Source organism: Sporosarcina sp. ZBG7A, from assembly GCF_000813425.1.
GTDB lineage: Bacteria > Bacillota > Bacilli > Bacillales_A > Planococcaceae > Sporosarcina.
Window position 1 is genome coordinate 1 of the sequence record NZ_JWIB01000022.1, and the last position, 13,655, is coordinate 13,655.

The following is a 13,655-nucleotide window of genomic DNA, read 5'->3' on the forward strand; positions in this document are numbered from 1 at the left end:
GTGGATGAGCACGTTGCAGTTGGAGAAGAAGGCTCATTCAATAAAGATGGAGGCATAGTGGACGCAATTGTCGGAGAAGCCCTCGGCGGCGTTTTGGAAAATACGCATGTTGGAGTATTGGATGAGCACGTTGCGGTGACTGAAGAGGGTTCATTCAATAAAGACGGAGGCGTAGTAGACGCAACTGTCGGAGAAGCCCTCGGCGGCGTGTTGGAAAATACGCATGTCGGAGTATTGGATGAGCATGTTGCAGCTGGAGAAGACGGTTCATTCAAGAAGGATGGAGGGCTAATCGACGGTGTTGTCAATAATCTATTAGGACTTGGCGGACTTCACCTTGGTGTACTCGATGAGCATATTCGTCACACAGAAGAAGAAACGAGTCATTCAAACGGTCTGCTGCAGTTGACCCTATTAGACAAATTACTTGGAAATACGGCTGTCAATCTGCTTACGAATAAAGAGCAAACGACAGAAGATGGCACTTACCAAAAACAAGGTATCGGAATGATTACAATCGATTTGCCTTTGCTTGGAGCTATCGATCTTGATTTGCTAACACGTGAATCTTTCGTTACTGCTGCGTCCGAATTACCTGGAGAAGGCACGGAAGAACCAACTCCTGATCCGGGTGATGGAGATTCAGGCACTACTCCTGATGAAGATACAATTATTCCAATCATTCCTATAGTTCCCGCTGAACCGAACAATCCCGATGGCGGAAATGGAAACCCTAATGAAGGAACAGATGAAACCGATGACAGCACACCGACTCCTGAAGGTGAAACTACTGAACCTGAAGAAGGAGGCGGAGAAGCTGAAGATGGTACAACAACTCCTGATGGGGAAAGTGAAAACACACCGAATACGCCTGAAGGTACGCAAGATGGAGATGATTCCATGTTGGATTCGGATGACGGGGAAACAAATACGGAAGATGATGGTATGACTTCAATTCCTGGAAACTCATCTGATAATAGCATGAACGATGGGGTGTATAACGGAATGGATTCAAACGATTACGTGGGAATGTCCGAGAATCCTACAATTGCTCAATCCGGGCTCGGATTTAATGGGGTTGGAGACTCTTCTAATTCCATGATGTCGAAACTGCCGCAAACAGGCGGTTTACTCGATGGATTCAGCATGTTGTTAATTGGTGTTCTCACATTGCTGTCTGGAGCGTTTATACGCAAATGGTCCATCCAATAAAATTACTTGCTGGATTCCTGATCAGAATCTAGTAATCATTGCAGAGTTTTGATGCATAGACTGACAAGGCGCCATCCAATCCGGACGCGGAATGGATGGCGCTTTAGTATGCCAAAGGACATATAAAGCTATTAATATAGTAGATAAATATTAACAATTCACTGAAAACAATAGAATGGTTGGGAAAAAACTGGTATACTGAATTTAACAAATAATGTTACGAGGAGAGATTTAATGAAGCGTTTTTTTACATTGATTACTATGCTAGCACTCACATTAGTTCTTGCTGTTCAACCAGCAGCTGCAGCAGTTAAATTCCCGGATGTCCCAAAATCAAATCGCTTCCACGATGAAATTCAATTCTTAGTGGATAAACAGATTATCAGTGGCTACTCAAATGGTAGCTTCCAACCGAAGCGTTACGTAACACGCGGAGAGGCAGCAATTATGATTGGCCGCACGCTCGGATTAGATGGAACGAAGCGTAATACTAAGTTCAAAGACGTACCGAAAACCTATGGAGCAAGTGGATATATTGCTGCTGCAACTGAGAAAGGAATCATCGGTGGATATCCAGATGGTACATTCCAACCAAACAAATCAATCTCTCGTGGAGACATGGCAATCATTTTTTCCCGTGGGTTTGAGTTGCAACTGGGCAGTAAAAGAGAATTCAAAGATGTCGGACATAACATGAAAGCTTCCGAAGCAATTAATCACATGGCGGGTAACTACATTACAACTGGTTATCCGGACGGTACATTCCGTCCGAATGCTCTTGTGAATCGTGAACAATTCGCAGCATTCGTTGCGCGCGGTCTAAGTCCTGAATTTAAACAGCGCACGCAAAATAAAGACGGCTATGCATACGACCTCACGAAAACATATGTATATGGCCAATCTGATGGAGACCTTCAAGTGACTTATAAAAAGGTGAGTACTAATTTTGCCGAAACATCGTTCACAGGCTTCCTTTGGGAGTTTAAACATTTGGGAACTGGTAAAATAACTTATTTGACACAAGATGAATCAGAAGAAGGATTAATGTTGTCCTATCCTTTATCGAGTGGTGTATTGGAACTCGCTTATCCTGTAAAGGTAAACACAAAATGGCAGCCTGAGCTAGATATGAAGGAGAGCAAGACAATTACCGGAGTCAACAAAACGGCTACAACACCTTATAAAACATTTACGAATGCAGTCGAAGTGACGGATAATGATGGTATGAAACATTACTTTGTCAAAGGAATAGGTGAAGTGAAAGTGATTGCGAAGTCAGGAAAAACAGTTACAGAATTAAAATCTATCCAATAAAAATGTCCCATATAACTGTCCAATAAAAGGAGGAATAAGAATGAAAAGATTTGCAACGTTTTTAGCAGCAGGAGCACTCTCACTCGTCGTAGCAGTGCAACCGGCTGCAGCGGCAGCAAGTTTTCCAGACGTCCCGAAATCGAATCGATTCCACAACGAAGTTCAATATTTAGTGGGCAAAGAGATCATTAGTGGGTACTCAAATGGGAATTTCCTGCCGAAAAAGAATGTAACACGTGGTGAAGCGGCTATCATGATCGGACGAATGCTTGGGGTGGATGGAGCTAAACGTGATACGAAGTTCAAAGATGTATTGAAGAATTATGGTGCTAGTGGCTATATTGCTGCCGCAACTGACAAGGGAATCATCGGTGGGTATCCAGATGGAACATTCCGTCCAAACGAGCACATATCGCGAGGGGATATGGCGATTATTCTAGACCGTACATGGAGTTTGGAATTCGGAAGTGTACGAGATTTTAAAGATGTAGGAGAAAATATGAAGGCTAGCGATGCAATTTATAATATTGCACGAGAATATATCACAACTGGATATAACGACGGCACGTTCCGTCCAAAGGGCACCGTCACTCGTGAGCAATTTTCAGCTTTCTTAGCGAGAGGTATGAGCCCCGTCTATAAACAGCGTGTGATAGGAAATAACGGATATTCCCTAAATATGACAAATAAATATACATTTGGCACGTCTGATGGGGATCGCCAGGTGGTTTTCCAGCAAGGGATTCAAAGTAATCTAGCTCCAAATTACAAAGGATTTGCTTGGAAAGAAACCAATCTGAAAACAGGCAAAGTGGATTATTCATTGCAGGAAGAAACATCGGATGAATTGATAACGGGATATCCGTTCTCAGAATACTATACTGACTTGAAGTTTCCACTTAAAGCAGGCGTTCCATGGTATGGCGGTGAGGGCGAGGACACAGTTAAGATTACAAACTTGTCTAAAACTGTGAAAACACCATACAAGACTTTCACGAATGCGGTGGAAACTACTTCTCAGAGCGGTTACAAGTCTTATTATGTAAAAGGTGTGGGTCATGTTAAGACAATCAATCCTGCAGGAAAAGTAGTACGAGAATTGAAGTCTATAAATTGATGAAAAGCGTCAGCCATGAGCTGACGCTTTTTTTCTTGGTGTCAAGTTGAAAACGCTTATTGCTTTTTGCTTATATGAAATAGAAGAAGGGGGAGTCATTCACTTAACCTCTAATATGCAGTTTCATTCAACGGAGCTATTTGACACGTAATCGTCGTATTTTATGGGAAAAATTTCTTGAATTTCACTTGTAGTAGTTTGCTATAATAAAGTTAACCAAAAAGAGGAGAGTGTGTATGAAGAAGTTATTAATGACAGTTGCAATTTTAGTAGGTTCTCTTGTAGTATCATTGCAGCCTGCTGCTGCGGCAGTAAGTTTTCCAGATGTACCGGTTTCAAACCGATTTCATGATGAAATTCAATTTTTAGTGGACCAAGAAATAATCAGTGGTTACCCGGATGGGAGTTTTCAGCCGAAACGGAATGTAACTCGTGGTGAGGCAGCGATTATGATTGGACGCGCGCTTGACTTGGATGGTACGATGCGCGATACGAAGTTCAAAGATGTTTCTAAAAAAAATAGAGCTAGTGGCTATATCGCATCTGCAGCAGCGAAAGGAATTATTGGAGGTTACCCTGACGGCACATTCCGTCCTGATCAGCAGATTATTCGTGGAGATATGGCGATCATTTTGAGCCGTGTATTCGGGCTAGAATTTGGTAGCATCCGTGAATTTAAAGATGTCGGGATGAACATGAAGGCAAGTGAAGCGATTTATAATATTGCAGGTGAGTACATTACAACAGGGTATGACGACAACACATTCCGTCCTAATGGGAAAGTTACTCGTGAGCAATTCTCTGCATTTCTTTCACGAGGAATGAGTCCTGAATTCAAACAACGTGCAGTCGGAAACGATGGATATGCATTGAATATGACGAAGCGCTATGTGTATGCAACACCTAATGGAGATGTTGAAGAAGTATTCCAAAAAGGTATCGAAGGTTTTGACGTCCCGGATTATGCTGGATTCTCATGGAAAAGTACGGACTTGACGACTAAGGAAGTTATTTACTTCTTCCAGGAAGAAACCGCAAATGAACTTGTTACATTATTCCCATTCTCGGACGGTTTCGTAGACTTGCTATATCCGATTGAAGTCGGGTCAGGCTGGTATATCGATGAAGAAGAAACGCTCGTAGATGAGATTACGAGTATTACGAAAACTATAGAAACGCCATTTAAAACATTCACCAATGCTGTTGAAGTAACCTCTGACCTTGGTTACACATCGTACTACGTCAAAGGCGTAGGGCATGTAAAAACACTTGACGAGAATGGCGATGTAGTAAGCGAATTGAAATCGATGGAATAACAGGAAGACGCTAGCATTGAGCTAGCGTTTTTTTCATTTCCGGGTCTTTTTTGTTTGATATACTAGACGTATCTATTAAATGAAGGAGTGAGTACATGAAACGAATAATAACGATGCTTGCTGTTCTAATGTGTTCTCTTGGGATAACCGCACATTCTGTTGCTGCGGCTGTGAGCTTTCCGGATGTTCCAAAATCGAATCGATTTCATGATGAAATCCAATACTTAGTTTCAAAAAATATCATCGCGGGATATCCCGACAAAACGTTTGCGCCTAAAAAAGATGTCACGCGTGGAGAAGCCGCGATTTTCATTGGACGTTTGCTCAAGTTGGATGGGACAAAGCGTTCAACTCAGTTCAAAGACGTCGGCAAGAATTTATCCGCAAGTGGTTACATTGCCTCCGCTGCAAAAGAAGGCATCATCAACGGATATCCGGATGGTACGTTTCGTCCGAATGCATTAATATCTCGTGGTGATATGGCGGCAATCGTGGATCGTACGTTTGACTTGCAGTTTACCTCTCAATTTCTATTCAGTGATGTCGGTCCTAACATGAGAGCTGCGGTGTCCATCCGTAAAATTTCCGCAGCTTCGATCACTGCAGGATATCCCGATGGCACATTTAAGCCAACGGGTAACGTATCACGCGAGCAATTTACTGCGTTCCTAGCACGAGGATTGTCTGCCGACTTTAAACAACGTTCAGCAATTGCAGACACTTTTGCCCATGACAAAACTAAGCAATACACATATGGAGGGTCTGCAGGAAATCGCCTTCTCACTTATGTGAACAGTACAATTGAAATATCCGGCAGTAAACTTGGATTCATATGGCAAGAGAAGGACTTGAAGACAGGGGAGAGTCAATACTTCATAGAGGATGAAACCTATCAAGGGTTTGCGACAGGACTCCTACAATCCAATTATTATACGGAGTTATTATATCCAATCGAAACCGGAAAATCGTGGAACTATTATCAGGAGAAGAGTACCTACACAGCTGTGCATAAAACGGTTGTAACACCATACAAAACTTTTGCCAATGCTGTAGAAGTGACTACTTCGACTGGCTACAAAAACTATTATGTCAAAGGCATTGGAATTGTTAAGGTTTTGGATAAAAACGGAGATACCGTGTCTGTGCTGAAGGGGATTAAGTGAGCTTGAGAAATAAATGAGTGCTCAAAACCGAGGGGAAGTGATCATAACTCAGAGAAAGTGCTCATAAACTTTGAAAAGTGATCATAACCCAGAGAAAGTGCTCATAAACTTAGAAAAGTGATCATAACCCAGTGAAAGTGCTCATAAATTTTGAAAAGTGATCATAACTCAAAGAAAGTGCTCATAAACCTCGAAAAGTGATCATAATTCAGAGAAAGTGCTCATAAACTTTGAAAAGTGATCATAATTCAGAGAAAGTGCTCATAAACTTTGAAAAGTGATCATAACCCAGAGAAAGTGCTCATAAACTTTGAGAAGTGATCATAACTCTCAAAAAGTGATCATAAACCCAAAAAACTAATCATACTTCTTCACAAATAATCAAAGACACTACCCCTTGAAGCCCTAAAAAAGCGAAGCGCTACCAATTAATCCCTTAATCATGTTGAACGTTATCGCGATATTCACTCATGTGTCAGAGCATCAAAATGCCAAACAAATCACAAAAGCCGCCACCCCTTCAACCAAGGAGTGGCGGCTTCTCTATACCATCAAATCAATCACTTCACAGCATCTTTTCCATACTGTTTCCCGAACAACAAATCATATTGCAGCAACTGATACTCTTTACTCAACTTCTTCGCATCAGCAGGTATCTCACGGGACAGTTTTCCATCACCATCGATCTTCACATCGCGTGTAAATCCAGGAACTTTCGCACCGAACTGCTCGAGCAGTTCGTAATACACGGGTTTCCGAATCCCTGCCATACTCAACACCGCAGGGCCAAGCTGATTGGGACTCAAGTGATCAATGTCAGGAATCGGTGCCTCAAAGTTATTCCACAACATTAAAGGCGTGGAACGCGTCTTCTCGAAATCACCTAAATCCCATTGACTTTCGCCTAAGCCACGAGGAACAAAGTCAGCAATTTTGTACAATCGATAGTCTTTTCCAATAGCGGGTAAATGATCCCCGAAAAAGGCAATCACAGTCGGCTCCTCTGAATCTTTAAAGTGGTCTATCAACTGCTCTAATGCTTTATCCGCATCGTAAACGCCCTGTGTATACGAACGTAGCAATACGTTATAAACGTCATCGATATCATCAGGAACTGTTGTCTTGACGTCGAATTTTTCGTATTTATCTTCCGCATAACCAGTATGATTTTGCATCGTGACGGCGTAGATGAACATTGGATCGGCAGACGTCTCTGTCCGTTCGATAATCGTCTTCGTCACTTGTTCGTCGGAAATGAATGGACCTTTATAAATGGGGTCCTTAAACGATTTATTATCAAGGAACTCGTTGAATCCGAAATGCTTGTACACATTCTCACGATTCCAGAACCACTTCGCATATGGGTGGATTGCGAGTGTGTCATAACCAAGGCCTTTCAAATAATTCGGCATTGCAGCTGGTTGTGTGTCACCCACGTATTGCTGATACGGTACGGATCCAACGGGCAAGTAATTATTCGAAAAACCGGTCAGCACCTCGAACTCCACATTACTCGTTCCGCCGCCAAAGGTAGGTGACAGCAACCAACCTGTTTGATTTTCGCGGATGAAAGGCATCGGATCTGGGTCAAATTGGATTTTCTCTAACAACGTCGGATCCCAGAATGATTCATTCATTACAAAAATAATATTCGGCTTTTCACCAGTAGGGGTTTTCTGCTGGTCCGCTTCCTTCTCAAGCTTCTTCACGATATCCTCGATAGCCGACTTGCTGTAGCCATTTGGTGCCAGCACAATCGCACTTTGCATATTGAGCATGAACGCTCCATAAAAACCATTTTGTTCATAATTACGCTCTTGGTTGAACGTGATATTTGTGATTTCTGCTTTCTTGAGCGCTTGCTCCATATTCGGGAACGTCCTGTAGAAGATGAAAGCACTCAAATAAGTAGCTCCGAGCACAACGAAAAGAATACGCACCCACCAAGGCAACCGCATGACCGGCTTCGGGCGTTTCTTCAACATGTAGACGAACAGTCCGTTGAGAATCACAAGAACTACGACAATTCCAACCAGTGCCGATCCGACATTCGCCTCTTTATAAAGATTAGGCAACAAGTTAAAGACATTATTGTATAGCAATAAATCCCAGGGATACAAATTCTCACCGAGAAAGCTGAATTTGAAATAGCTGAACACGGGGAGCAGAATAGCAATGACATTCGTCACAAGGAAACTGATGACAAACCGATTGATGATCCCCATTAAGACTAGAAATAGGGCAAATACAATTAGGACGTTTAACAAATAGGTAGTCGTCCGTTCTTGACTCCATGTGATTGCTAGTTCAAATGAGTCAAGTAAGAAGGATTCCACACCTATGATCAGGAGGAGGAACCAAATCATCGCAAACATCATGGCGATGAAAGACTTTACATCAAATTTAAATTTCACAACGGGCACCTCTTTTTAGGTTGTAGATTTTCATTCCTCTATTGTAACATATTGGTTTGGAACACAGCTTTTTCGGGATATAGGGTAGGTAAACTATACGTGTCGATGATGTTTGTATTAAATAGCCGTTAATGGAAGCAGAAGGGGGCGACTTCGGAGGAAATGCAAGCAAGCGAGGAGGCTGAGATTAAGCCTTTCGAAAAGCGTCCGCATGAAGCTGAACGCAACACTGTTAAATATTCGGTACATTCAATGGATTGAAAAGAGCTATTCAGAAAGCAGTATGCACTGACTTTCTGAATAGCTCTATCTTATTTTACCGAACCTTAAATTCAGTCACACTGTCTTTCACCATCGATACTCCTTGTGCATTTTTCGCAAAATGCGTGACAACAAGACGATAGTTTTTGCCAGTCGCATATCCGGACGCAGGTGCTTTCACACTGACTTTCCGAGGGTCTGCTGTTTTTGAAACAGTGACAGCCTGGCGCTCTCCGAATTCATCTTCAACATATACATAGCCATTTGTAAAGTAGCGCTCATCCATCGGTTGCGTAAATTTTACAGTGAATGTTTTATTCGCATTTTCAGTACGTGCGGATGAAGAAGGCTGGAATGCGCGTTCCTGATAAGTTTTATCAGAATAACGGACTTGTAGTTGGTCAAAGAGTAAGAACCCTTTGTCCTTCTTCGCAGAAGAGCGTTCTGCAACGTAAATTTTATCAAGAATGAATGGAGCTGGGGCGGTAGAAGGGATGCTTGCTGTGACGTACTTCCAGCCTCTCCAGTCTTGTCCGTTTTCCTTCGTGAAATCTACGACAACTTCCTTACCATTTGCATCACGCAGAGATCCGCGTAGCCAATGTGCGTTTCCGTCACCATACACCCAAACACCAAGTTCTTTTGGACTGGATGCTATTGGAAGACCGCCTCCAAAGTTTAGGTAAGCTGCAGATACACCATCCTTGTTTGCTGTGTAATCATAGTTTAGACGGGCAGATGCCTTGCCTTCATGTGCTTGAATTCTCTTTTCCGAAGAGACGGAAGCAGAAGCACGAATACCGGTTGCGCTCATTCCAGCTGTTGACTCGAATGATTCAAGTCGTATAGGTTTGTCGGTAACCGTAACAGGCACTCTTTTTGTTGTCCGTCCATAGGTTGCTGTGAGTGTTCCAGTACCTTCTTTCGCCGCAGCAGTAAATGTCTTGTTACTTACAGTTCCGATACCAGCAGATGCAGTCACATCAATCGCATCTGGGTTGAAGATGACTTTATTGTTTTTGGATGTTCCGGAAACGTTCAATTTAATCGATTCGCCTGTACCTAGAGTAATGACTGAAGGTGTGAAGACGATGTCATCAATCGAGTCTGTAACTGTAACAGGAACGTTCACTTGTGCATTTTCATAACCGACTGTCACCGTACCGGATCCAGCTTTCACACCAATGAATTTATTATTTTCAATTTTACCAATGCCACTAGAAACGCCAAGTAATTCCACATTTGATTGGTTCACGGTGCGCACGTTCAAGTATTGGTCGAGTGCAGAGTTGACTTTGAAACCGACTGAAGCACCAATTCCGACTTGTCCTTCTTGTTCTTGACTTGCGGAAATCGTGGCTGCTTTGTCGTATGGAGCTGTGCTGACCGCTTCAAGAATAGCACTTACAGATCTGTCAATTGCACCTGAAGGTCGGTTGGCAAGTGTGGGATACACGTTTCCAGGTTTGCGGGTCACCATGGTCGTCGAGCCACCGCCGTCTAGGTTGAGGGCATTATAAGCACCAATGGAAACAAGATGCTTGGCAAATTCCGCCATCGTCATTCCTGCGCTTTTTCCTTTCAAACCAGAATCTGCGGTTACAAGGTACACCTGCTGACCGGTTTTATCCGTCGCAACAGCTGTACGCGCGGTGCGCTTTGTAGCCTTATCAGTATTCGGATCAATCGTCATATCGACTTTACCGTTTTGAACGAGCAACGGACCTGATGCAAGCATGAACTTCGAATCACGCCATGCGGGATCAACGTTGTATGAAATGGAAACCGTATCGCCTTTTTTCATGTCCCGGATTTTATCGACTTCTTTGCCATGTGCAGAAAGGACGAAACCTTTACTGTTTTGGGGGACTGTCGCAGGTGTCTGCTGTCCGAATGGGCGAATGCTTGTTACGGTTCCAGTCACTTTTTCACCGAGAGCGAAACCACCTTCCGCAGATTTGGAAGTCTCAACGACCACTTCAAGTCCTGTTGCATTTGTACGAGTGGTTTCGTACGGCCAGCTGGAAGTGTAGAGAATGCTTTCATTATTTTCACGCTCCCGGTTCAACGAATTCATCGTGACAGACTTACCATTATGTTCAACGGTTGGGGAGAGCGTATATGTACCAATCTTACCTCGATTGTCTGCGGTCATGCCGAATGCTGCAGGGGTGTGCATGAAATCGTTATAGTTCGTAGAAACCGCACCGATATGTTGGATTTGACCGTCTTTTGTCAATAAATAACTTGGATATCCATTTTTGAAATGGAAGAGGGATGCATTGATGGCACCGACTACGTGGTGGTTAACTTGTGTATGCGCAGTAGCCAGTGAATTGACAGTAGCCAGTTTGTTAAATGGAGTGTTGATGCCGACATCAACAGTTGTGTAAGGCTTCGTCAGATTAATGTTCAACTGATTGAGCGTTTGTGCATGGCCATTGACTGTAATCGATTGCTTTGTATGATAGACTCCTTGTGAAACAGAAGCAGCTTCTGCTTGTAGCAATGTTGTGCCGAATAGTGCAACAGCTACAACGCTAGAAAGCAGTGTGCGTTTCAATAACATGAAAAAACTCCCTTAACTCTTATGATAAGACAAGTATAAGGAAAAATTTAGAAGAAGGATATAGGACTAACAATCTAATAATTACAAGAATGGAGAAAAATAGGTAAAAAGAAGCCTGGAGACACAGGGGGTCTCCAGGCTTCTTTTTCGGCCTCAACAATTCTTGCTATATTCAATAAAACAGGGTTTACCTACACATATTATCTTACCACACTTTTAAGATAACACAAACACATTCGTTCACTTTTTTTAGATACTTAGCAAGGGTGTCTTCAGCCTTATTTTTTCCAATCCATCAAGAAACTTCTTCGACTTCAGGGGGTTCGATTTTAGATAACCCTTCTGACTTGTAAACGAAAATAGCAAATTCCCCGCGGGTAATAGGATCATCGGCACCAAACTTAGTAGGGGACTTCCCTTGTGTGATTTCGTTTTGAACGAGAGCACCGACGTATGGTGCGAACCGCTGGTTGACATCAGTAAATGGAAGACGATCGAGTGAGCTGTCCATTCCATAGGCAATAGCAATCACTTTCGCCATTTCGTTACGAGTCATCGTATCTGATGCACGGAATTTTGTAGCGGTTTTCCCAGAAATGACACCTCGTGAAGCAAGTGCATTGACGGCCCATGCTCTATTTTTAGGAACATCCGTGAATCCTGTGTCAGGCAAATTGCTCGACTCGGAGAATCCGAGTGCACGTGCAACCATTACGGCAGCGTCGATACGCTTTATTGAATTAGTTGTCCCAAAAGTCGTGCTCGTGAGACCTTGCGCATAATTGTTCGTTATGAGGTAATTGACTTCCTTTTCATAGCGTGGACTGACATCTGAAAATGCAGCGAGTGATGTGGACGCAGACAGGGTGAAGGCTAGTACTCCGGCGGCAAGTGCAGTGGTTAGTTTTTTCTTCAAGTAAATGTCCTCCTTCAGTATAATCTTTGTCTAAGTCTACAATGTTTTCCAGTTTCGTGTAAAGGGGCGAATGGCACAATCGGTAAAATCAGAGGGAAGTGATGAGTTGCAGAAAGTGGAATCGGTATTATGGTGCATGATATCGGAACTTTCACTTGGTTAATCGGAAAAATCGAGGCTGGAATCGGAACTTTCGCACGAACAATCGGCACTATCAGGGAATTAATCGGAATCGAGACACAATTCAACAGCTTTACAAGGATTAATTGGTGCGCTTCGCTTGTTTGGGGAAAGGCTAATACGCTTGTTTTTGATATCTGCAAACTAGGGTTTTGAATCAGTATCAAGACATAATTCATAAAGAAGAGTGAGGTTGAACAAACATCTTGCAAACGCTAGACATACATTTTATCGTTCTGTGCTATACTTCATCTATCAATATGAACAACTCAGGAGGTTTCCATGAAAACAGTTAAAAAAGTAATCATTCCAGCTGCTGGGCTTGGCACACGTTTCTTACCAGCAACGAAAGCTATGCCGAAAGAGATGCTGCCGATTGTCGACATGCCGACAATCCAGTATATCGTGGAAGAAGCGATTGCTTCAGGAATCGAAGATATCATCATTGTGACAGGAAAAGGCAAGCGTGCAATAGAAGATCATTTCGACAATGCGCTAGAATTGGAAGAGAATTTGATACAAAAAGAGAAATACGACTTGCTTGAAAAAGTGAAAGAATCGGCCGCAGTCGATATCCACTACATTCGTCAAAAAGAACCGCTAGGACTTGGGCATGCAATTTGGTGTGCACGTAACTTTATCGGAGATGAGCCTTTTGGTGTCTTGCTAGGCGATGATATTATTCGAAATGATAAACCAGCGCTAAAGCAATTGATTGAACAATATGAAGCAACTGGTTCTAGTGTCATCGGGGTACAGGAAGTTCCCCACGAAGAAATTCATCGATATGGTGTGATTGACCCGATTACAACTGATTCACGGCTGATGAAAGTCAGGAATTTCGTGGAGAAACCGAGTCAGGAAGAAGCACCATCGGATTTTGCAATCGTTGGCAGGTATGTACTAACGCCAGAAATTTTTGAGATTTTGGATCAAAAGGAAGTCGGCAAAGGTGGAGAAATCCAGCTGACGGATGCGATTGAAAAGCTGAATACAACTCAAGACGTATATGGCTATGAGTTTGAAGGACGTCGCTTTGATGTTGGGGAAAAACTAGGGTTCATCGAGACGACGATGACGTTTGCACTTGAGCGAGACGATTTAAAAGACGATGTGCTCGAGATGATGGAACGTCTCCTTTCGACGTATAAAACGAAAGTAAACTAAAAAGCATCGGCAGCAAGAGAAAATTC

The 13,655-nt window shown here is 42.8% G+C and carries 8 protein-coding genes and 1 pseudogene; 6 read left to right on the plus strand and 3 right to left on the minus strand.

Features of this window, described 5'->3' with window-relative positions; all coding sequences use genetic code 11:
• The 5 genes and pseudogenes from RL70_RS18040 to RL70_RS17320 form a co-directional block, all read left to right on the plus strand.
• A pseudogene (locus RL70_RS18040) lies at positions 1–1,212 on the plus strand (hypothetical protein); the annotation flags it as partial.
• Between the two features lie 234 nt (positions 1,213–1,446).
• Positions 1,447–2,526 (plus strand): S-layer homology domain-containing protein, encoded by a 1,080-nt coding sequence (locus tag RL70_RS17305; protein WP_052245872.1) that lies wholly within the window; start codon positions 1,447–1,449, stop codon positions 2,524–2,526.
• Positions 2,527–2,566: 40 nt separating this feature from the next.
• Positions 2,567–3,643, plus strand: a complete 1,077-nt coding sequence (locus RL70_RS17310; RefSeq protein WP_052245873.1) for an S-layer homology domain-containing protein — start codon at positions 2,567–2,569, stop codon at positions 3,641–3,643.
• Positions 3,644–3,879: 236 nt separating this feature from the next.
• Positions 3,880–4,959 carry an S-layer homology domain-containing protein gene (locus RL70_RS17315; RefSeq protein WP_052245874.1) on the plus strand — a complete coding sequence of 360 codons (1,080 nt, stop codon included), beginning with the start codon at positions 3,880–3,882 and terminating at the stop codon, positions 4,957–4,959.
• Between the two features lie 95 nt (positions 4,960–5,054).
• On the plus strand, positions 5,055–6,122 hold the full coding sequence (locus RL70_RS17320; RefSeq protein WP_052245875.1) for an S-layer homology domain-containing protein: 1,068 nt from the start codon (positions 5,055–5,057) through the stop codon (positions 6,120–6,122).
• 560 nt (positions 6,123–6,682) lie between these two features.
• Here the strand turns inward: RL70_RS17320 and RL70_RS08975 are convergent.
• From RL70_RS08975 to RL70_RS08985, 3 genes are all read right to left on the minus strand, one after another.
• Positions 6,683–8,536, minus strand: coding sequence for an LTA synthase family protein (locus RL70_RS08975; protein WP_052245876.1), 1,854 nt, complete (start codon positions 8,534–8,536; stop codon positions 6,683–6,685).
• Positions 8,537–8,852: 316 nt separating this feature from the next.
• Entirely contained in the window at positions 8,853–11,366 is a 2,514-nt protein-coding gene (locus RL70_RS08980) for a phosphodiester glycosidase family protein (protein ID WP_039043083.1), read from the minus strand.
• Positions 11,367–11,661: 295 nt separating this feature from the next.
• Complete coding sequence (locus RL70_RS08985; RefSeq protein WP_052245877.1) at positions 11,662–12,282, minus strand: S-layer homology domain-containing protein; 621 nt, start codon at positions 12,280–12,282, stop codon at positions 11,662–11,664.
• A gap of 462 nt (positions 12,283–12,744) precedes the next feature.
• Here RL70_RS08985 and galU point away from each other — a divergent pair, with 462 nt between their 5' ends.
• Positions 12,745–13,629: a UTP--glucose-1-phosphate uridylyltransferase GalU gene (galU, locus tag RL70_RS08995; protein WP_039043085.1), complete on the plus strand. Its 885-nt coding sequence runs from the start codon at positions 12,745–12,747 to the stop codon at positions 13,627–13,629.
• Positions 13,630–13,655 lie beyond the last annotated feature (26 nt).

Coding starts and splice junctions, on each gene's coding strand:
- RL70_RS17320 (WP_052245875.1), top strand. CDS start 5,055: ATGAAACGAATAATAACGATGCTTGCTGTTCTAATGTGTTCTCTTGGG.
- RL70_RS08980 (WP_039043083.1), bottom strand. CDS start 11,366: ATGTTATTGAAACGCACACTGCTTTCTAGCGTTGTAGCTGTTGCACTA.
- galU (WP_039043085.1), top strand. CDS start 12,745: ATGAAAACAGTTAAAAAAGTAATCATTCCAGCTGCTGGGCTTGGCACA.
- RL70_RS17305 (WP_052245872.1), top strand. CDS start 1,447: ATGAAGCGTTTTTTTACATTGATTACTATGCTAGCACTCACATTAGTT.
- RL70_RS17310 (WP_052245873.1), top strand. CDS start 2,567: ATGAAAAGATTTGCAACGTTTTTAGCAGCAGGAGCACTCTCACTCGTC.
- RL70_RS17315 (WP_052245874.1), top strand. CDS start 3,880: ATGAAGAAGTTATTAATGACAGTTGCAATTTTAGTAGGTTCTCTTGTA.